We start from the raw sequence: 19,628 nt of genomic DNA on the forward strand, positions 1-19,628 counted from the left end.
AGGTCTTATTTTTTTTACCTAGTAATAATACTAACCATTCCATTCATTATTAGAACGATCAATATCTGGTAATTGATGTTTCGGATCTAAAATTACTTGACTCAACGCGGCATCTGTATCTACATGAAAAGTCCAAGTACCACCTCTTTGCCAAATTTCCACTGGTAATTGAAAAGTTTTCACTTTACCACTTTTGTCCTTAATCTCAACAGGAACAGGTAACGGTAATTTTTCTTTATTTTCTATAGTTATATCTGCACCATAACGACCATCTTTCTTGGTCTGAACAACTTTTGTGACAGCCTGATCAACTTGCCAATTTTTATAAAACCAACCACGCCAAAACCAACTCAAATCCTCTCCTGCCCCATTTTCCATTGAACGGAAAAAATCCTCTGGTGCTGGATGTTTGAATGCCCAATCGTGGGTATAATTACTAAAAGCATAGTCAAAACGCTCCTGTCCCAATATCACCTCGCGTAATAGCACAAGTCCAAAAGCGGTTTTAAAATACGCCAATGGATGTACATCTTTATAATCGGTCGCATCTGGCGCAGTAATAATAAATGCGCCATTTTTACGATCTGCAATTACTGGAATAATTTCATCTGCAGGATTACCTCCTTTCGCAGCGTATTCACCGTCGCGCTTTGGAGCGAATCGACCATTTTTGTACTCATCTTGCGCATAGATATCTACGAAAGTATTAAAGCCTTCATCCATCCAAGCATTTTTACGTTCATTTGAACCAACAATCATAGGATACCAAGAATGTCCAATTTCGTGCGAAACTAGCATCCAAAGATCTTTACCAGAAGCTTTCCAATGGTCAAATGCCAAAGCGGGGAATTCCATTCCACCAACAGGTCCACCAACATTAGTTGCAACTGAATATGGAAAAGGGAACCAATGTTTGGAGAAAATCTCCACAGAGCCTTTCAAATATTGGGTTGCATTGGTCCACCCACTATCACCTGCAATACTTTCCCCAGGATAAACTGACTGTGCTAATGCAGTTTTATTTTCGGGTAAATCAATTTTGGCGGCATCCCAGATATACGCTTTGGACATCGCCCAAGCAACATCACGCGTATTTTCCATTTTTAAATGCCAAGTAGTCGTACCGTTTTTAGTTTGGGTAAATGATTTATTCAAGTCTTCTTTACTGCGAATAACAACCGTATTTTCAGAATTTCTAGCCTGATTTAATTTACCTAAAATTGTTGAAGTAAATACTTCTTTTTCATTTACCAATTCACCAGAACCAACTAACATCAAATTACTAGGAACGGTCAATGTATAGTCTATATTTCCATAGTCCATATACATCTCTCCGCCACCAACAAATGGCAATGTATTCCAACCAATCAAATCGTCATATACCGCCATGCGTGGGTACCAATAGGAAAATTCATAAATACGACCATTCTTAGTATCTAAATATCCACTTCTGTCTCCGCCGCCATTTTCTAATAATGTATAGGAATAATCAATGGCAATCTTTATCGAACTATTACCTGCAAATTTATGCTTGAGTTTAATTTGCATTCTTGTATCGTTCAAAATATAATCTACCTTTTCCCATTTACCATCCACTAATACTTGCACTGATGCCAGTTGAAACCCTTTTTTTTCATCCACTTTGGCAGTTGGATTTTGCATTAATCGTCCACGTTCGTTTTCCTTATCATTATTTTGATCTAGTTCCAACCATAAATATTTCAATGAATCTCCACTATTATTTTTGTAGTCGATTTCCACATTCCCTTTCAACAACATAGAACTTGTGTCAAATGACGCCACCACTTTATAATCAGCTTTATTCTGCCAATATTTTGGTCCAGGTAACCCGCTTGCACTTCGATATTCATTCCCATTGGAAGTGTAAAAATTAGGATCAAATGCTTCATGCGGATTGTATTGAGCATGGGCAGCACTTATGGTTGTTAGAAGAAATGTAGAAAAGAGTAATCGCTTCATGTGTGTAATTTTAGAGAGCCGAAGTTACAATACAAGCAATGAAAATCAACAGATTAGCCAATTTTTAGATTTTTTTAAAAAAGTTGAAAAAATATTTGGAATATCAAATTCTGCCTATTACTTTTGCAACCCCTTCTGATACGAAATAAGAAGGAAGTTCTTAAAGGTGAGGTGGATGAGTGGCTGAAATCAGTAGTTTGCTAAACTGCCGTACGGGTTAAACTGTACCAAGGGTTCGAATCCCTTCCTCACCGCTAGATAGGAGTTCAAACTAGTTTAAAACCGTGGTAAATCAATGATTATCACGGTTTTTTGTTTTATTTCTAATCCGATTTAGTTCAAATAAATTCAAATAAAAAGGTTGCAATTCGGTTAGCACAAATTTTTAATAAAATTGCTAACCGAATTAGATCTAAACATTTGATATTTAACAAATTACCGAGTTGTTACTTTGAAAGTTATGATTATTTCATTTTTTAACTTTTTAATGTTTCATCATGAACTTAAATCAAACCTTTTCCATTAGATTTTGGCAAGCAAAATCTAGAAATGTAGATGGGCTTTCATTAATTTATGCAAGAATCACTATCAACGGTGATCGCATTGAAATCTCAACAAATCGAAAAATTAATGCTATTCTTTGGAATGCCAAGCTTCAAAAGGCTAATGGAAAATCAGCAGAAGCACAAACTCTAAATAATCATTTAGAGGCAATAAAAACATCCATCCATCAACACCATAGCAGATTAATTACTATTGGAAAAATAGTCACGCCATTATTACTTAAGAATGAATATTTAGGTATTTCTGACGATAGAAAAACGCTATTAGACGCTTTTAATTTTCTACTTAAACAGTACCAGGAAAAGCTAAAAATTGGAAAAACTTCTATTACAACATATAATAAATATTATTACACATCCATAAAAATTAAAAGATTTTTAAAACAAAAAAACAATAATGCAGATATACAATTTTCTGATATTTCTCATGCATTCTTAAGCGACTTCTTTCATTATCTTTCTATTCATGAAAAACTATCCAATAATACAGCGATGAAATATATATCAAGAGTTAAGACAATATTTATATTGGCAAATAATAGAGGATGGACTAGTACTAATTTAGCTGGAACATTTAAATGTGTATACGAAGACGAAAATCCAGTTAGATTAGAAATGAATGAATTAAATAAATTAATGGATAAAGAATTTTCGATTTCCCGCTTAGAAGAAGCACGAGATTGCTTTGTATTTATGTGCTTCACGGGTTTTGCTTATGCAGATGTTAAAGAAATTAACAAGGATAATTTATTTACAGGTGTAGATGGTGGTCTTTGGCTTTCAAAAAATAGACAGAAAACTAAAACTTATGAATGTGTACCACTCTTCCCTCCTGCAATCAAAATAATTAATAAATATAAAAGCCATCCACATTGCTTAATTAACAATGTATTATTACCAATAAAAAGTAATCAAAAATTTAATGGATATCTTAAGGAAATTGCAGACCTCTGTGAAATTAACAAAGACTTGTCTACACATTCTGCTAGGCATACATTTGCAACAACTGTAACTCTTGAAAATGATATGCCTTTAGAATCAGTAAGTAAAATGCTTGGTCATAGATCATTAAAAACAACCCAACGTTACGCTAAAGTGACAAATAAAAAAATTAGTGATAATATGCATATTTTAAAACAAAAACTATTTACAGAATCTACATAATTTCTCTTTCATTAAAAGAAGAAATTGTAATTAAATATAGGATTCTAAATCGCAGATTCGAATTCCTTTACTTGAGAAAAAAATGAAGGATAAATAAGATTGATTTATCCTTCATTTCCTATTTTGCCATTGAATGTAAATATTTAAGTTTTAAGTTATATTAAAAAATATGCATATGCTGTCCTTTCTTTTTATATTCTATATTATCGATAATAATTTAAGACTCATCTGAAATGATAATCATTTTTCTCTTAATCAATTCTACAAAAGATCTGCACAAGAATTGCCAACGAAAAATTGGAGAAGATACTGATGTATTAAGAATTCTTCAGGCTGAAATTAGACAACACTAAATCCTATTTTTGTCATAAATTAACAATGTACATTGTGACCAACTTGGGATTATTCAAATCAATTCTTTGAAGTTTTGCTTTATAAAATAATTTATTATGAATAATGTAAATCATTCCAAGAAAGAATTCGATATTAATGAAAATACATTAGTAATGATGGAAGCAATAAGAAGAATACTATACGATTTTCAACAAAAGTTACTAATTGAAATTAGAATAGCGCTAAAAGAAAAAAAACATCCAATTGAAAAAGAGTGGATTAAAAGTAATGAGATAAAAAAAATGTTGGGTATTAGTCATGGAACGCTTCAAACATTAAGAAATAATGGTTCTATTCCATTTAGTAAAATAGGTGGAGTTATTTTTTATTCTAAAGAAGAATTGAATAAAATTTTAAAACAAAAAGAATTTCAAATTTCTAAATAATTTAAACAAAAGAGCACAAAGTACATGAAGGGCGTAATGTCAAAAGATTTCGTGAAATGCTGGGCATAAAGCAGGATGCATTGGCATGGGAACTTGGAGAAGATTGGAATCAACAAAAAGTTTCTTTATTGGAACAAAAAGAAGCTATAGAACCGATTTTGCTTCAAAAGTTGTCACTTGCGCTTAAAATTCCAGTAGAAGCAATTCAAAATTTCGATGAAGAAAAAGCAGTAAATATTATTTCTAATACGTTTCATGGAACACAAGGGTTAATAAATTACAATCCATTAGCGTCCGAGATAAATTAATAAAGGCGGTCATTTTTGACCGCCCTTTCTCATCTTTGTAGTTACCACACCAAAAAGAATGAGATATGGACAAAGTTATGAACTATGTCGGACAGCCGATTTTCGCACAGGTACTTTCTTTGATAGACGATAATCTAATATCGAGTGCATGCCAACAACACAAAGCCGACAAGTACAGTAAGAAACTTTGTTTCAAAGACCATCTAACCACCATGCTCTATTGTATATTTGCCCGTTGTACCAATCTGCGCGAAGTAGAGGCGGGGCTTGAGTTGTGTAATGGTAAACTCAATCATCTTGACCTAAAAAAAGTACCCGCCCGTAGCACCCTCAGCGACGGCAACAAGAAAAGGACCAGCGAGGTATTCGCAACACTCTACCAGAGCATTTACCAGAAATACAAGCACATTATCTCGGACAGCCCATTGAAGCCTGGCATTGCCAGCAAATTATACATCCTCGACAGCAGCACGATATCGCTGTTTAAAGCTATATTGAAACCCGCAGGACGTAAGCGATTAGATGGCAGAAGCAAGGGTGGCTACAAAGTCCATACATTACTGAAGGCGGACAACAACATGCCTAGCTTTGTCAAATCCACCGCTGCCGCCATGCACGACCAACAGTTTTACGAATGCATCAAAGAGCTGCCCGATGGCTCCATTATTACATTTGACAAAGCTTACGTCAATTACCAGCAGTTTGAAAAATTCAATGAAAGAGGTGTCAGCTACGTAGTGCCCCAAAAAGAAAACGCACAATATCATTCCATCAGGGAACTGGAGCTTAAAGACGAAGAACCGAACATCCTCAAAGATGAGCTTATCCTGGTTGGCTACAACGACAATATAGAACAAACCAGCGTCAAAAGAACGCTACAATTAAGACGGGTAGCCTATTACAGCCAAAAGCATAAAACGGCGTTTATTTACTGGACAAACAACATCGAAATGGCTGCTTCCGATATTGTGGCTATTTATCAAAACCGTTGGCAAATAGAAAAGTTCTTCAAAAAACTAAAACAAAACTTCCCATTGAACTACTTTTTAGGGGATAATGAAAATGCCATCCAGATACAGATCTGGTGTGCATTGATTGGACTGGTACTCTTGCAGGTGCTCTACCAAGAAAACAAAGCCACAATGGCTTTTTCCACACTAGCTTCAATCGTCAGCCTGCATTTAATGACCTATCTATCCATTGCTGCCATCATTCTCTGCCGAAATCAAAAACGCGTACGAAAAAAGCCTCCTAAAAATAACCTAAAACATAAACAAACCAAAACAGACCCCTATTTGCAAACTAAACTCAACTTCTGACCAATACCAATACTTCCAGATCATTTTATACATTCATAGGCAATCATCTCGGACGCTAATAATTAAAATCCAACATTTCAAAATAATCCAATTGAAAAGCTCATACAGCTCCATGAAGATAAAATTGTATTGTACGAACGGATGCTCAATTAAAAAGAGGAAATGATGTCCAAACTAGAAAAAATCATTCAAAATATTTCAAAGTAAACTATTATAGTTTACTTTTTTCTTATAGAAAAGAAGTTCTGTAATTTACATAGATTTTAAGTTGAATACATAGGTCTATAATACGTGGTTTGCATAAAACTATAGTATTATGGCAAATACAAAATCACCCACCTACAGGCTCGAATTTGAAACGCCTTACGTCTTTTCTGAAGATATAAATTTTCACGGATTATACGCTGGAGATAGATTCTCCCAAATGAATAATAATTTTCACGAATTTCGTAAAGACTATCTAGTATATCATACGCAACAAAAAGGGCAAAGAAAAGAAGATGTATCTATTTGGATCACACCTAAATATGTAGATATTAATTGCTCTTGCTTTACTACGAGACGTTCTATTGTTCACACATGTATTCTGTTTTAACACATATTACTTATTCTCAAAAAGATTTCTTTAAAATTTTTGCGCCAGGAAATCTCATTGAACTTGCATTAAAAAACACTAAACTATTTCATAAGAATATCAATAGTAACCGAAATTTTATCATGCCAGATGCTTCGCTTGGAGCTCTTTATGAAACGGATGAAATAAAAATCATTGAATTTGAGAAAATCCCAGAAATAAAACCATAAATCAATCAGCAAGAACTTCAATTTAAAAAATTAGCCTGGCTTGTAGTACATTCTGAGAGTCGAGCCTATAAAACTTTTTCAGTATTGGTGCCATTATTAGATACTTTAAACAAAAATGGAGTTCCCTTAAAACGATTTGGGAAAGGGTTTGAAGGAATTAAAAGTGAAGATTTTAAGTTACTGGATCAAAAAGAACTTTATAGTATCTGTCAAGATATGATTACCAATGCAAAAAAACGTGTCGAATACTACTATGATGATTTGTTTGAAATGTCTGAAGATTTTCTCCAATGCTTCCATAATTGGCAAAGTGCATTGCCACTGATCGCCAGGGAAAAGAATATTTATCATTCTAATATGGGAAAATTACGATACTACATGCGTCAGAAACCAATGCCCAAGTATGTAAATGAGATAAAAATTTCAGACGAACCTATTCGATTACAGTTTACATTGAAAAATAAAGGGCGATACTATCAACTTTCGCTTGCATTTACGATCAATGGAAAAATTTTAACTAATGCAGAAATTAGGGGACTATTTTTTATTTCAAATGAAGATAAATGCTATTATATGTTAGCGTCCATTCAAGACGTTTAAAGTACCTTCCTGTTTTCCTTTACCTTTTAAGTTAATCTCGTAGCAGATTCTGGCCGCTCCTAGAAGCAAATTTATGGAACGGACGCCATGGTCAAAATCTCCTGGACGCAACGTTATAGTTTCTCTACTTGCTGAACTTTTTGTAAAAAGCCCCTTCACTATTTGGGATGCAATAAGCGATTTTTTTTCGTTTTTTAATTGTGGAGCTATACTTAAATAAGCTTCCCAAACGGATAATAGATCTTTTTGTTCAGCAGTAGAAGTTATCTTTTGTGGGATATTTTTATCGGATGAATCTGTCTTAACTTCTATATTTTTAGAGTTAGAATTTTCGGATATTTTGTTATTTTCTATGCTTACGACCGTCAAATTTTCTTTCTTTTTTTCTTGAAAGCTCAAAGCTTTAGCAGGATTATTATAAAATTTAGCGGTTTGAATATCTATAAAAAGATGCGCACAGAAGATAAGATAAGCTTGGATTTTACCAAAAAATTGGATCCATTCGGGAACAGTTTCTCCATCATAATGATAGAGATTCAAAAGTTCATCTCCCATATCTTTTAAAAAATTCAACCGTCCTTCACTATCATTTATCCATGTGAGAGCAGTAGTTTCTTCCGTAAAATCTTGCATTCCCAATAGATATCCCTTTTGGAAATGAGCCATAATCTCTTTGGCTTGTTCCAGGGTGATTTCCAAATCCGTTCCATTATCACGTACAATATGTTGAGGTGTCCTATACGGAACAACTATGTCAAAAATATCTTGAAAACATCGCTCTGTACAAAGGAAATCAATCTCATCTATGGCATAACGAACGATGAAACTATCCAGATTAGCAGACCAAAACTCAAACGTATCCTCCAATGCAAAGTCTTCAAAAAGTCCATACTTGCCATAAGACAACAAAGAATGTTTACCAAAATACCGATCCAAATATTGGCGGTAGTAACGGTAGTTCAGATTTTTGAATGGAATAGACATGGAGAATGGATTATGCGTTTACCCAAAATAAAGATAGGAAATTGTCATACCAAAACGTAATTTTATAGGAAAATAACCATTATTTTTTAAATACATTACTAAAATTTGCTGATTTTTTGTAGCCTACCAAAAAAACGATTTCTTAAATAGATAAATCTATATAAACTAATTTTTTTTTGATTGCTGTTAAAAAGGAAGATTATTAGTAATAATTTCGGAACGACAGGTTTTTAATTTATATTTTTGCGACATGCCAAGGAATAAAGAATTTAAATATGAAGATAAATTAGAAGCTGCTCGCAATTTATTTTGGGAGAAGGGATATCAAGCTACGACTATGAATGACTTGGTAAATACTCTAGAATTGAATAGAAGTAGCATTTATGATAGTTTTGGAAACAAGCATGAGCTATTTATAAAATGCCTTCATAACTATATAGCTGAGAAGAAAAAAAGTTACAAAATCTCTGCATCCAAAGCTAAATCTCCTTTGCTGGCTGCCATTCAAATTATAAAAGATATAGTTAAGACTATTTTTAGCGATTCCAAAACTTGTTTGGCAATTAATTCAACCTTTGAACTTTCTCGTATTGATAAAGAAGCAGGTAAATTGCTAAAAGACCAAGCGCTTAAATCTATTCAGCTATTCGAGCAACTGTTTAAAGAAGCTCAAGAAAAAGGAGAATTAGCTTCAGATAAAGATCCTAATCTAATTGCTTACTATGTTGTTACAAGCTTTGCTTCGCTTTGGAATGCTGATTTGCTTTTTAATGATAAAAAAAGGTTGAATCAATTGACAAATTTTTTAATTGACACAATCAAAAACTAATTTTTTTTCTCCAAATTCATAAGGTTAGATTTAATATAGGAAGCAATTTTTACAGAAATAAAATTAAATTAATTATAGAAAAAAATGAATCCAAATAAGTGCTTAACTTACATTGATTGTTTGGGCTTGGATCGGCATCGTAAGTACAGATGATGGCATCATTGGTTGATCTTATGGCAAAAGACCAAGTCCCTAACGCATTTGCCGTTTTTATTTCATTTAAATAATTTACTAATAAATCAAAATAAAATTTTATCCCATTATGGGGTAACGTGATCAACACCTTCATATTTTCTATGCTTTTTCGCCCAATTTTCTAATTGACGCCAAACTGGAATTAGCTCTCTAGCCACTGCTGTAAGTTCATAGTCTACTTTGGGTGGAACTTCTGCATAAACAGTTCGTTTCACAAATTCGTCTTTTTCTAGTTCTCTTAACTGTAGTGCCAGCATACGTTCTGTTATAGTAGGAATTTCTCTTTTGATTTCACTAAAACGTAATTTTCTTTTTTGTAGTTTAGATAAGATCATTAATTTCCATCTTCCTCCTACTTTATTTATTGCGTACAATAAATCACATTCCATTATTAATTTTTCATTCAACATATTTGTTGAGTTCTCTTTTCTTTTTGCCATAGCTTACAAATTTGTAAGTACCTCACATTTAATTGTGTACTATCGGAATCATGTAAAGGTAAGGTATTTTTGCATTTCACTAAAGTTGAAAAATAAAAATGAATAAAAAATTTGCATATGTTGGCGGACTTGGAATGTTAGCGGTTATTACCACCGAGTTTGGAATTATTGGAATATTGCCACAGATTGCCACATACTATAATATAGCAATAGATAAAGCGGGTTATTTATTAAGTGTATTTGCCTTGATTATTGCACTAACTGGACCTATCATGACATTGGTAGCTTCTAAATATGATAGAAAGAAAGTAATGCTATTGTCTATATTCCTATTCATTGTAACAGGAGTTGTATCCTTTTTTCAACCACCATTTTGGTTATTGCTTATAGTTCGCATATTGCCAGCATTTCTTCAACCCGTATATATATCCACTGCGCTATCTGTAGCAGTAAGTGGGGCAGAAAATAAATATAAAAATGAGTTAATGAGCATTGTATTTAGTGGTATTGCTATAGCGATGGTCACCACCGTTCCGTTTGCAACTTGGTTAGCAAGTTTATACACTTGGAAGTATTCGTTTATAATTCAATCAATAGTGAGTATCCTCTCTTTCGTAATTATTTATAGCATTTTACCTTCGCTTCCAGTAAAAGTGAAAAAATCATTTTCTCATCATTTATCCATACTTAAAAATCCAATCTTTTTGGTGAGTACGATAATGAATATTTTTATGATAACCTCTTGGTTTTCTACCTATAGTTATTTTGCCGATTATTTGGGCAAGGCCAAAAATATGAGTAATACAATGATAAGCTATATGCTTTTCTTATTTGGGATTATGGGTGTTTTTTCTGTAAGAATTGCAGGCAAAATGTTAAATAAAAATGTAACACAAACCACCCTTTTATTTCTTCTAGGAACAATACTTATTCCAATATTATTGTACTATTCCGGTGGAAATACCATTACAACTATCGTTGTGGTAGCTATTTGGGGCTTTTTATACACACCTTCCTTTTTAAATGCATCTACGTATATGATTTCTTCTGTACCTAATCATTTAGAATTTGCAAATAGCCTTGCCACTTCTACTGGAAATCTTGGAGTTTCTTTAGGCACTATGATTGGCGGAGGGATCATTGTTTCAAAAGGTATTTCAAATGTACCATGGGTAGGATTGTTATTTGGTATTTTGGCTATAATAATGGTCTTCACCAGAGTGCTAATGGAAAGGAAATCTAAGAAAAAGCCCCGCTATGCTTAATTTACAATTGTACAAATCATCGACCTTAATGCGTCAAAAAAGTATAAATAAATACCTCTATTCAGTGTTTCCAATTTCACAATATAAAATTGTTATTTCATGTCATCGACATCCGTTTTTAAATCAGAAAAATTCTTATTAAGTGCGCTTCTTTCGCTAGCAATTTTCCAATATGGTTGTAGCAGTACAGAGGCTTCCAATACAGCAGCAGCACCTGCTCCAGAACTTCCCGTTTTCACACTTTCAAATACGAGCAATACTGTTTATCAAGAAATTCCCGCTTCTTTAGAAGGAAAAACAAATGTGGAAATACGTCCACAAGTGGAAGGTTTTTTAGATAAAATATATGTGGAAGAAGGTGCGTATGTCCACGAAAGACAACCTTTGTTTCATATCGATCCACGCGTTTATAGTCAACAATTACAAAATTCTAATTCCGCACTTGCCGCAGCGAAAGCAAGTATGGCAAAAGCTAAATTAGAGATGGAAAGATTGTCTCCATTAGTGGATGCGAAAGTTATTTCGCCCGTGCAACTACAAACAGCACAACAAGAGTATGCCAATGCTAAAGCCTTGGTAGCACAGGCTTCCGCAGGTGTTGGCAATGCAAATATCAATGTCGGATATACAACTATAAAAGCGCCAGTGAGCGGTTATATAGGTCGTATTCCATACAAACAAGGGAGTTTGGTTTCTCAAACTATATCACAACCTTTGACTATAGTTTCTGATGTACAAGAGATGTATGCTTATTTTTCTTTGAGTGAACCTGATTTTATTGCTTTCAAAAATAAATATGCGGGAAATACTTTAGAAGAAAAGGTACGAAATGTGCCCGCAGTGGAGCTTATTATGCCTGATAATAGTGTATATCCTCAAAAAGGAAAAGTTAGTTTGGTTGAAGGTCAGTTTGACAAAACCGTTGGTGCTATTACGTTACGAGCTACTTTCCCAAATAATGGAGGAATGCTGCGCACTGGAAACACTGCGAAAATCAGACTTCCAGAAACTTTAAATGGAATGATACTCGTACCACAAGAATCTACATTTGAAATTCAAGACAAAGTATTTGTATTTGCAGTAGGCGATAGTAACAAAGTAGAAAGCCGTCCGATTACGGTTTCGGGGCAAACCGCACATTATTATTTCGTTTCCAAAGGTGTGAATCCAGGTGAGAAAATTGTGTATGTCGGTTCGGGGAATCTCCACGATGGCGTACAGATCAAGCCTTTGCCATTTGCATCTGATAGTTTGATCAAAGCAAGACCACAATAGTTAAGCTATAAATATATAGTCTAAAAAAGAAAATCATTTTATAGTTATCTCCTTTTTAATGCGAGGCAAAACCTCGTACAAGTAAACTCATTCTCTTATGTTAAAAAGATTTATAGAAAGACCGGTCCTTTCGACCGTCATTTCCATCCTTTTGCTCTTGCTCGGCGCATTGGCATTATTCAATTTACCCATCAATCTGTTTCCAGATATCGCGCCACCAAGTGTGCAAGTTACAGCATCTTATCCAGGAGCCAACTCTGAAGTCGTTGCGCGTTCTGTTGCCACGCCGATAGAAGAAGCGGTGAATGGTGTGGAAAATATGACGTACATGACTTCCAACTCCAGTAATGATGGGAGCATGACTTTGACGGTATTTTTCAAACAAGGAACAGATCCTGATATTGCGGCGGTGAACGTTCAAAATAGAGTTTCCAAAGCTAATAGTCAGATTCCGCAAGAGGTAATACAGGCGGGGATTACAACTCAGAAAGTACAAAACAGTATGATTTTGTTTATGGGATTATCAAGCGATGATAGTACCAAATACGATGAATTGTTTTTGCAGAATTATATGAAAATTAATATTATTCCGCAGATCCAACGTATTACAGGGGTTGCACAAGCGCAGGTTTTTGGATCTCAAGATTATAGTATGCGTATTTGGCTAAAACCTGATAGATTGACAGCTAATAATTTATCTCCGCAAGAGGTTACTAAGGCAATTCAAGATCAAAGTTTAGATGCAGCACCAGGTCGATTTGGACAGAATAGCCCAGAAACATACGAGTACATTCTCAAATACAAAGGCAAATTCAACAAACCTGAGCAATATGAAAATATCGTTATTAAAGCAAATGCAGATGGTTCGATGCTTCATTTGAAAGATGTAGCACGAGTGCAGTTTGGTTCATATAACTATAGTACAAGTGCTAGAATGAATGGGCAATCAGTTGCAGGTTTTTCCATCTTACAAACCGCAGGTTCTAATGCAAATGATATCATTACAGAAATCGAAAGTCTTGAAAAGGAATTTACACCATTACTACCTAAAGGTGTAAAAGTATTTAAACTGTATAATTCTAAAGATTTTCTTCACGCTTCCATAGACCAGGTTAAAGAAACATTAATTATTGCGTTTATATTGGTATTCATCGTCGTGTTTGTGTTTTTGCAAGATTTTCGTTCGACTTTAATTCCCGCTATTGCAGTACCTGTGGCGATTGTGGGTACTTTTTTCTTCCTACAATTATTTGGTTTTACCATAAATCTTTTGACACTTTTTGCCTTGGTTTTAGCAATTGGTATTGTGGTGGATGATGCCATCGTTGTGGTCGAAGCCGTGCACGCTAAAATGGAACAAACGCACAAACCGGTGAAAGAAGCAACGATAGAATCGATGAATGAAATTTCTGGAGCCATTGTTTCTATTACTTTGGTAATGGCGGCGGTATTTGTTCCAGTTGGATTTATGAAAGGTCCTGCAGGTGTGTTTTATCGACAATTTGCATTTACGTTAGCGATTGCGATTATCATTTCTGCAATTAATGCCTTGACCTTGAGTCCAGCGTTGTGTGCTATTTTCTTGAAAAATATACACGGAGAAGAACTCGATCAACAAAAATTAACTTTCAAACAACGCTTTTTTAAAGCATTCAATTTCGGCTTTGAAAAATTGACCAATAGATACGTAAAAAACCTACGTTTTCTAACAAAACACAAATGGGTAGCGATAAGTTTTCTTGCATTAATCTCTGTTTTTTGTGTAGTTTTAATTAAACGCGCACCAACTGGTTTTATTCCAAATGAAGATCAAGGATTTATAGTTTACGCGTCTAACACTCCTCCCGGAAGTTCAAGAAATAGAACAAACAAAGCTACAAGGGAATTAGAATCGATTATAAACAAAGACTCTTCCGTACATAAACATTGGGTTACAGATGGTTTAAATCTTATAAGTAATGCAAGCGCGGCTCCTTATGCAGCAGGTTTTATTCAGTTGAATCCTTTAGGTAGCCGGGGCTCTATTGACGATCCAGACAAACTTCTAGTGAAATTGACTCAAAAAACATCACAAGTAAAAGATGCAAGTACATTCTTTTTTTCTTTCCCTACGATACAGGGTTTTGGTAATGTGAGTGGATTTGAATGTATGTTGCAAGATCGTGGTAATGGATCTTTGGAAAATTTAGGTAGCACAACACAGCATTTTTTGACTGAATTGATGAAACGTAAAGAAATTGCATTTGCATTTACCACATTTGCCGCAGGAAATCCACAGTATAATATCAATGTAGATTTTGAAAAAGCTAAACAACTTGGTGTTTCTATTAGTGAATTGATGCAGACTTTGCAAGTCTATTATGGAAGTAGTTTTGTTTCTGATTTCAATCGTTTCGGTAAATACTATAGAGTAATGGCGCAGGCTGATATTCAGGACAGAACCAACATACACTCCCTAGATGATATTTTTGTAAAAAATAATTTAGATGAAATGGTTCCGGTAAAAACGATTGTTACTTTACAAAAAACTTTTGGACCAGAAACCGTAACTAGAAACAATTTGTTCAATGCAGTGACGATTAATGGCACCCCAAATCCTGGCTATAGTACAGGTGATGCAATTAGAGCTTTTGAAGAAACAGCGAAACAAGTTTTACCTCGTGGATATTCGTACGAATGGACGGGAATCACTCGTGAAGAAAAAGCCACAGGAGGACAAACATCCTTTATATTCTTGTTGAGTGTGATATTTGTATTCTTCTTATTAGCGGCGCAATACGAAAGTTACATTTTACCATTCGCCATAGTATTGACGATTCCTACAGGTATTTTCGGTGTATTTGCATTTACTGGTTTAGCAGGAATTGAAAACAATATTTACGTTCAAGTCGGACTCATCATGTTGATTGGTCTATTGGCAAAAAATGCGATTTTGATTGTAGAATATGCCGTCCAAAGACGTAAAAATGGAATGGGTTTAGTGGACTCCGCGTTAGAAGCATCCAGATTAAGATTGCGTCCTATTTTGATGACATCATTAGCGTTTATAGTTGGTATGTTGCCGCTCGTATGGGCACACGGTGCATCAGCAAAAGGAAACCATTCTATCGGAATGAGTACGGTCGGCGGAATGGTTACAGGCGTATTATTTGGAATATTTATCATTCCCGTACTATATATCATTTTCCAATATTTACAAGAAAAAGTAAGTGGCAAAAATGTATCAACCATTCCTGCGGAATCAACGTCCAACCATCAATAATCCACAACTATAGTTTACATGACAAATCATAAAATAATCTTAGGAATATTCATAGTTGCAGCATTATTAGCTGCTTCTTGTAAAACAGGAAAGTTGCCTCTGTCGGAGGCTGCACCTGTAGAAAATGCCTATTTCAGAAAAATAAAAACAACCTCCGACACGGGCAATATTGCAGACTTAGAATGGCGTCAATATTTTAGAGATACAACCTTGCAAAACCTAATCGCAAAAGGCATTGCCAACAATTATGATATGCAATTGGCATTGAAAAAAATTGCCGCTTCGCATGCAACTTTAAATCAAGCCAAACTATTGCAATTACCAACTTTGAGTTTTGGTGTGACGAGCCAATCCTCCACACCATCCAAAAATAGTTTGAACGGAATTAGTTTGAGTAGTTTTTTAGGACAAAAGCATATTGAAGATTATAATGCAGCATTTAACCTTGGTTGGGAAGCGGATATTTGGGGCAAATTAAGATTGCGAAAAGACGTTGCTTTAACGGAGTATTTACAAATGTATGAAGCGCAAAAAGTTATCCAAACGCAGATTGTAGCTTCTATTGCAGAAGGTTATTACAATCTATTAATGTTGGATGCACAAATGAAGATTACGCAAAGTAATTTGGCATTAAGTGATACAACATTGAACATAACAAAATTACAGTGGACTGCTGGACTGGCAACGAATCTCGCAGTACAACAAGCAACGGCGCAGAAGCAATCTGTTGCAGTTCTAATTCCTAAATTGAAACAAGATATTGCATTGCAAGAAAATGCCTTGAGTATTTTGATTGGAGAAATGCCCAAAAACATTTTGCGAAATAGACAATTGGCGGATATCTCTATCCCAACGTCCTTAGACGCGGGCGTTCCCGCCGATTTGGTGAGTCGTCGCCCAGACGTGCGGAACCAGGAATTGAACTTGAGAATTGCCAATGCGCAAATTGGAATCGCACAGGCAGAAATGTATCCTAGTTTGACCATTAGTGCCAATGGTGGACTTAACTCCTTCAAAGCAAGTAATTGGTTTGAGATGCCAGCATCCTTATTTGGCAATATATTAGGTGGTTTAACGCAACCATTATTCCAAAGAGGAACGCTAGCAACAAATTTGAAATTAGCGAAAAATCAACGCGAACAAAATGTATTGAAATTTAGACAAACTGTGTTGAATGCTGTTGGCGAAGTTTCAGACGCTTTAGTACAAATTGATCAATTGAAAAATCAATTTGCAAGTGAGACTGAGCAAGTAAAAACATTACAATCTGCTATCCATAATGCGCAACTATTGTTCAGAAGTGGATTAGCCAATTATTTGGAAGTCATCACAGCACAAGGCGATGCGTTGCAAGCAGAACTCAATCTTTCCTCCATTAAACGCCAGCAGTTAAGTGCATCTGTTACATTATATCGCTCACTTGGTGGCGGTTGGAAATAAGCAATTAAATATTAAATTGGGAAATGGTGAAATATGCGGCGCTCCTTTCTAGGAAGGCCGATTTTAATAATTTATCTAAGTTCAAAAATTGTGATTTTATCAACTATTTGAAATTAATATTTTACCTATCTTGTACACAGTTAATTAATTAATATAGTAAAATATTAAAAATTAATATACATGAAAAATAAAATAAATGTGGCCGTACTTGACGACTATCAAAATGTTTCTCGGTTGTTTGCAGACTGGTCTGATATAGAAGACCAAATCAATTTGACCGTATTTAATAAACATATTCAAGATATGGAAGAACTCATCAAAATACTGCTTCCTTTTGAAATAATTTCTGTAATGCGTGAACGGACGCCATTAACAAATGATATTTTAAATCAATTACCTAATTTAAAATTGATTATTTCAACAGGCGCAAGAAATGCATCGATTGATTTAGAAGCAGCGTCCAAACTGGGAATTGAGATACGCAATACAGGATACGTAGCTAATGGAGCGCCAGAACTCACTTGGGCTTTGCTAATGGCAGTAGCAAGAAAGATTCCTCAAGAGAATAACAATGTTCAAAATGGAAAATGGCAAACAACTATAGGAACAGATTTGGCGGGCAAAACTATTGGCATCGTTGGTCTTGGAAATATTGGAGCCAAAATAGCCGCTTATGCTAAAGCATTTGATATGAATGTAATTGCTTGGAGCGAACATCTGACAGCAGAGGAAGCCTCAAGTAAAAGCGCCAAATTAGTGAACAAGAATGAACTATTTGCTACGGCTGATTTCGTTACTTTACATTTGGTCTTGAGCGATAGGTCTAGAGGAATTGTTGGAAAGAATGAACTAGAATCAATGAAGCCATCAGCTTATTTGATTAACACATCCAGAGGACCTTTGATTGACGAAAATGCACTTATAGAAGTACTTACTCATAATAAAATTGCTGGTGCAGCTATTGATGTTTTTGAGCAAGAGCCGTTATCTTCAACAGATTCGTTTCGGAAAGTCAATAATCTTGTTGCAACGCCACATATTGGTTATGTGACAGAGAATACTTATCGGGTATTTTATACAGATGTTGTAAAGGAAATTAAGGAGTGGATAGTTAAATAAAATACTCGCTAGTGAACATATATTCATCTTTATATTTTCCTTGAATGTTCAATGAAAACGCTTTATAAATTACTAACTTTTCGTTTCTTAAATTGTTTGTTACAATAATTCTGGTGTATTTATTATGTAAACCACAACTCATCTTTGGAATTACTTAAACGCATTTCTACTATTCAAGTAATATGCAATATAAAAATTGATAAGGCCGCCAATTTACTACGGGCGACCTTCATTTACTTAGTAAAAATTTTGAGTTACTTTACCATGGCTTGTTATTTCGGACGGATAATACTATAATTTGCAGGTATCCAAATATAGCTTTTTTCAGCATGCCTTAAATGACCTATCCCTGGAAATGATAAATGTGGAGCTGCAATCCAGTAATGCGCCTGCGCTGCTTTGTCAAATTCTTTTATCCGTGACATTGCCGCACCTGCAGTATCTACGTCGAAACCAACACTAACAGCTGGATCTTCAAACTGCACTACACCACAGTGAACTAAATCGCCCCAGAAAACCATTTTATCTCCTTTACTTTCTAAAGAATAGAAAGTATGTCCTGGCGTATGTCCAACGGCATCCTGAGCTGAAATACCAGAGAATAATTGAGATCCATTTTCAAACAAATGCACTCTTCCTGCTTTCAGATATGGAGCTATAGCTGTAACAGCTGGTTCAAAAAACTGCTTAGCATTTTCTGGTGCTTTTTTCAGATTGGCAGAATCAAGCCAAAATGAGGCTTCATGCTTATTGATATAAAGTATTGCATTTGGAAAAACCATTTTGCCGTTCTGTGTTAATCCTCCAATATGATCAATATGTAAGTGGGTGATCAAAACCGCATTAATCTGTTCTGGCTTGTAGCCAGCACGACGAATGCTCTTTGTAACTAGACCAAGCGTATTTCCCATTGTTGTTCCGCAACCAGCATCGACCAAGATAAGTTTTTCTCCATGTCTAATCAAATAAGCATTGATGGAGGTTTCCACTGTAGTGTTTAGAACATTTTGTTCTAAAATTTTTTGCACCTCACCAGGTTGTGCGTTTAATAGCAATTTGCTCATATCCAACATACAGGTTCCATCAGACAACGCGGTCACTTCATAGTCTCCGATTTCTATTTTATAATACCCAGGTTGCGATATGAGCGCATTTTTCTCTGATTGTGCATTCACGGTAAATACCTTAAAAGATAGCAAAAAAAGAATAGTTATCACCGTAATTACACAGTTCAATTTGTATTTCATCTTTATAAAATTAAAATGCAAATTTCCAACATTCTAGAGATTACCCAAAGGACAT

General features: G+C 34.8%; 18 protein-coding genes and 1 tRNA gene. 14 read left to right on the top strand and 5 right to left on the bottom strand.

Annotation, left to right across the window (positions count from 1 at the left end; translation table 11 throughout):
- Window positions 1-30: 30 nt before the first annotated feature.
- Complete coding sequence (locus E0W69_RS07360; RefSeq protein WP_131329374.1) at window positions 31-1,980, bottom strand: M1 family metallopeptidase; 1,950 nt, start codon at window positions 1,978-1,980, stop codon at window positions 31-33.
- Between the two features lie 165 nt (window positions 1,981-2,145).
- On the opposite strand from E0W69_RS07360, the gene E0W69_RS07365 reads away from it, so the two are divergent.
- The 8 genes from E0W69_RS07365 to E0W69_RS07405 all read left to right on the top strand — a co-directional run bounded on the left by E0W69_RS07365 (window position 2,146) and on the right by E0W69_RS07405 (window position 7,517).
- Window positions 2,146-2,234: transfer RNA gene (locus E0W69_RS07365), tRNA-Ser, on the top strand.
- A gap of 243 nt (window positions 2,235-2,477) precedes the next feature.
- A complete protein-coding gene (locus E0W69_RS07370) occupies window positions 2,478-3,707 on the top strand; it encodes a site-specific integrase (protein ID WP_131329375.1) in 1,230 nt (409 codons plus the stop codon).
- A gap of 449 nt (window positions 3,708-4,156) precedes the next feature.
- Window positions 4,157-4,486, top strand: coding sequence for a helix-turn-helix domain-containing protein (locus E0W69_RS07375; RefSeq protein ID WP_131329376.1), 330 nt, complete (start codon window positions 4,157-4,159; stop codon window positions 4,484-4,486).
- 56 nt (window positions 4,487-4,542) lie between these two features.
- Window positions 4,543-4,794: a hypothetical protein gene (locus E0W69_RS07380; protein WP_131329377.1), complete on the top strand. Its 252-nt coding sequence runs from the start codon at window positions 4,543-4,545 to the stop codon at window positions 4,792-4,794.
- Window positions 4,795-4,859: 65 nt separating this feature from the next.
- Window positions 4,860-6,113, top strand: a complete 1,254-nt coding sequence (locus E0W69_RS07385; RefSeq protein ID WP_131329378.1) for an IS4 family transposase — start codon at window positions 4,860-4,862, stop codon at window positions 6,111-6,113.
- 316 nt (window positions 6,114-6,429) lie between these two features.
- Window positions 6,430-6,708, top strand: a complete 279-nt coding sequence (locus tag E0W69_RS07395) for a hypothetical protein (RefSeq protein WP_131329379.1) — start codon at window positions 6,430-6,432, stop codon at window positions 6,706-6,708.
- Window positions 6,693-6,917, top strand: coding sequence for a hypothetical protein (locus E0W69_RS07400; RefSeq protein WP_131329380.1), 225 nt, complete (start codon window positions 6,693-6,695; stop codon window positions 6,915-6,917). The genes E0W69_RS07395 and E0W69_RS07400 overlap by 16 nt, the downstream gene beginning before the upstream one ends.
- Before the next feature lie 84 nt (window positions 6,918-7,001).
- Window positions 7,002-7,517, top strand: a complete 516-nt coding sequence (locus E0W69_RS07405; RefSeq protein WP_131329381.1) for a hypothetical protein — start codon at window positions 7,002-7,004, stop codon at window positions 7,515-7,517.
- Here E0W69_RS07405 and E0W69_RS07410 read toward each other — a convergent pair.
- The gene (locus E0W69_RS07410; RefSeq protein ID WP_131329382.1) at window positions 7,494-8,501 is read right to left on the bottom strand and encodes a hypothetical protein; all 1,008 of its coding nucleotides are present in this window, start codon (window positions 8,499-8,501) and stop codon (window positions 7,494-7,496) included. The two genes, E0W69_RS07405 and E0W69_RS07410, sit on opposite strands and share 24 nt — an antisense overlap.
- Window positions 8,502-8,751: 250 nt before the next feature.
- Between E0W69_RS07410 and E0W69_RS07415 the strand changes: the two genes are divergently transcribed.
- Entirely contained in the window at window positions 8,752-9,330 is a 579-nt protein-coding gene (locus E0W69_RS07415; RefSeq protein WP_131329383.1) for a TetR/AcrR family transcriptional regulator, read from the top strand.
- Window positions 9,331-9,379: 49 nt separating this feature from the next.
- On the opposite strand, the gene E0W69_RS07420 is transcribed toward E0W69_RS07415, so the two are convergent.
- Both E0W69_RS07420 and E0W69_RS07425 read right to left on the bottom strand, forming a co-directional pair.
- On the bottom strand, window positions 9,380-9,619 hold the full coding sequence (locus E0W69_RS07420; protein WP_131329384.1) for a hypothetical protein: 240 nt from the start codon (window positions 9,617-9,619) through the stop codon (window positions 9,380-9,382).
- Complete coding sequence (locus tag E0W69_RS07425; protein WP_131329385.1) at window positions 9,591-9,965, bottom strand: winged helix-turn-helix transcriptional regulator; 375 nt, start codon at window positions 9,963-9,965, stop codon at window positions 9,591-9,593. Before E0W69_RS07425 ends, E0W69_RS07420 begins: the two co-directional genes overlap by 29 nt.
- Before the next feature lie 98 nt (window positions 9,966-10,063).
- Between E0W69_RS07425 and E0W69_RS07430 the strand changes: the two genes are divergently transcribed.
- The 5 genes from E0W69_RS07430 (at window position 10,064) to E0W69_RS07450 (ending at window position 18,326) form a co-directional block, all read left to right on the top strand.
- Window positions 10,064-11,230 carry an MFS transporter gene (locus tag E0W69_RS07430; RefSeq protein ID WP_131329386.1) on the top strand — a complete coding sequence of 389 codons (1,167 nt, stop codon included), beginning with the start codon at window positions 10,064-10,066 and terminating at the stop codon, window positions 11,228-11,230.
- Between the two features lie 99 nt (window positions 11,231-11,329).
- Complete coding sequence (locus tag E0W69_RS07435) at window positions 11,330-12,505, top strand: efflux RND transporter periplasmic adaptor subunit (protein WP_131329387.1); 1,176 nt, start codon at window positions 11,330-11,332, stop codon at window positions 12,503-12,505.
- 97 nt (window positions 12,506-12,602) lie between these two features.
- Complete coding sequence (locus tag E0W69_RS07440; RefSeq protein ID WP_131329388.1) at window positions 12,603-15,767, top strand: efflux RND transporter permease subunit; 3,165 nt, start codon at window positions 12,603-12,605, stop codon at window positions 15,765-15,767.
- An 18-nt stretch (window positions 15,768-15,785) separates the two neighbouring features.
- Complete coding sequence (locus tag E0W69_RS07445; RefSeq protein WP_131329389.1) at window positions 15,786-17,207, top strand: efflux transporter outer membrane subunit; 1,422 nt, start codon at window positions 15,786-15,788, stop codon at window positions 17,205-17,207.
- A gap of 180 nt (window positions 17,208-17,387) precedes the next feature.
- A complete protein-coding gene (locus E0W69_RS07450) occupies window positions 17,388-18,326 on the top strand; it encodes a D-2-hydroxyacid dehydrogenase family protein (protein WP_131329390.1) in 939 nt (312 codons plus the stop codon).
- Window positions 18,327-18,598: 272 nt separating this feature from the next.
- Here the strand turns inward: E0W69_RS07450 and E0W69_RS07455 are convergent, their stop codons facing one another.
- Window positions 18,599-19,573 (bottom strand): MBL fold metallo-hydrolase, encoded by a 975-nt coding sequence (locus E0W69_RS07455; protein ID WP_131329391.1) that lies wholly within the window; start codon window positions 19,571-19,573, stop codon window positions 18,599-18,601.
- Between the last annotated feature and the right edge of the window lie 55 nt (window positions 19,574-19,628).

The organism is Rhizosphaericola mali, from assembly GCF_004337365.2.
Classification (GTDB): domain Bacteria; phylum Bacteroidota; class Bacteroidia; order Chitinophagales; family Chitinophagaceae; genus Rhizosphaericola; species Rhizosphaericola mali.